Genomic DNA, 1,900 nt, shown 5'->3' on the forward strand with positions numbered 1-1,900 from the left:
AAAACAATAATCAACCCATCTGATCTTTGTGGTTTAAAATTTGCACTAAATGTCAAAGAACAAATGGAAGAAGATGTTCAAATTGATGTCCTAACTATGGGACCACCTGATGGAGAAAAATATTTACGTGAATGTATCCAAATGGGTGCAGAAGAAGCTTACTTAGTAGAAGGTCTTGAATTTAAGGGTTCTGACACTTTTGCAACTTCTTATGCACTTGCAGAAGCTATAAAATCCATTGGCGATTACGATATAATCTTCACTGGAGATCAAACTATGGACGGAGATACAGGTCAAGTTTGTCCACAAATGGCTGAACGTCTTGGCATGAACCAAGTTACTTATGTTTCAGATATTAACTACAAAGACGGCGAATTTGAAGTAAAAAGAAAAGTTTCAGACGGAACTGAAACAGTTTCTCTAAAAGCACCTTTTGTTGCATCAGCACTAAAGGGTTCAGTTAATAAACCATCAAAATTTGCCCTAAAGAGATCTAAAATTGCAAAAGAAAAAGAAATTCATGATATCACTGCAAAATCACTTGGTCTTGATTTAGAAAAACTTGGACAAAAGGGATCTCTTACAATAGTAAAAGACCTTTCTGCTCCAGAAAAATTTGAAACAGGAAAAATCATTGACGAAGGTTCTACTGATAAGAACATAGAAGCAGTTATGAATATTATTGAAGATATAAAAGTGTTAGTGTAGGTGATAAAATGAAAAACGGAAATATTTGGGTAATAAACGAAACTTCAGAAGGTTCACTTTCACTTATAACTAAAGAAATGATGTCTATAGCTAGAGAACTTTCTGACGGTTTAGATAAAGAATTAGTAGCAGTAGAAATTGGATTTGAAAACGACGAAAAAGCAAAACTATCAGGTCAACTTGGTGCAGACAAGGTAATCCAAGTAAATGACAAACTTCTAGAAAACTACAACACTTTAGCTTATGCTAAAGTCCTTGATGAGTTAATGGAAAAATATGACCCAGCAATAGTTATGCTTCCAGCAAGCCACAATGGTCGTGACCTTGCAGGTAGAGTTTCTGCAAAAAGAGACATTGGACTTGTTGCCGACTGTTCAAATGTTGAACTTACAGAAGACAAAAGTGATATTAAATGGATAAGACCTTCCTTCGACGGAAAATTATTCTGCGATGTAAGAATTTTATCTGAAACTATGATGGCAACAATTGGCAGAGGCGGATTTGTTGAAGCTGCTAAAGACGAAAATAGAGAAGCAGAAATCATAAAAGAAGATATTAATATCACAGAAGAAGATGTTAAGACAAAATTCATAGATTTTGAAAAAGAAGAAGTAAATCCACTTCTTGACAAATTATTAAATGCAAAAGTTGTTGTATCTGGTGGTAGAGGACTTGGTGGACCAGAAAACTGGCACCTAGTAGAAGAACTTGCCGATGCACTTGGCGGTGCAGTTGGAGCAACAAAAGCTGTAGTTGACCTTGGCTGGTGTGACAAAGACTTACAAGTTGGAGTAACAGGAGTTCAAGTAAAACCAGACTTATACATTGCCCTTGGAATTTCTGGAGCAATCCAACACACTAAGGGAATGGAAGATTCCACAACAATAATTGCCATCAATAACGACCCTGACGCTCCTATCTTTAAGACAGCTCACTACGGTATTGTTGACGATTTATTTAATGTAGTTCCAGACTTAATTAAAGAAATAAAAAATAGAAGATAAAAGATTTTTAAGGCTGCCAAAGGGCAGTCTTTTCTTTATGTTTTTTTATTTATTTCAATATATCCGACTCACTCGACAATGCTCCCTATTCGGTCAAAGGCTGAGACTTAATCAAATTTCTGCAAGAAATTTTGATAAGTCTGCCCGCAGATTTTTGCTTGTCAAAAATCTGTGTTCCTTTATCATAG

At 35.5% G+C, this 1,900-nt stretch carries 2 protein-coding genes; both read left to right on the top strand.

What is annotated here, in order from left to right; genetic code table 11:
* The coding region (locus tag HGPT_RS05280; protein ID WP_019138799.1) for an electron transfer flavoprotein subunit beta/FixA family protein at positions 1-708 on the top strand (708 nt) is incomplete at its 5' end.
* Positions 709-716: 8 nt separating this feature from the next.
* Entirely contained in the window at positions 717-1,712 is a 996-nt protein-coding gene (locus HGPT_RS05285; protein ID WP_019138800.1) for an electron transfer flavoprotein subunit alpha/FixB family protein, read from the top strand.
* Positions 1,713-1,900 lie beyond the last annotated feature (188 nt).

The organism is Peptoniphilus timonensis JC401, assembly GCF_000312025.1.
Lineage (GTDB): Bacteria > Bacillota > Clostridia > Tissierellales > Peptoniphilaceae > Peptoniphilus_A > Peptoniphilus_A timonensis.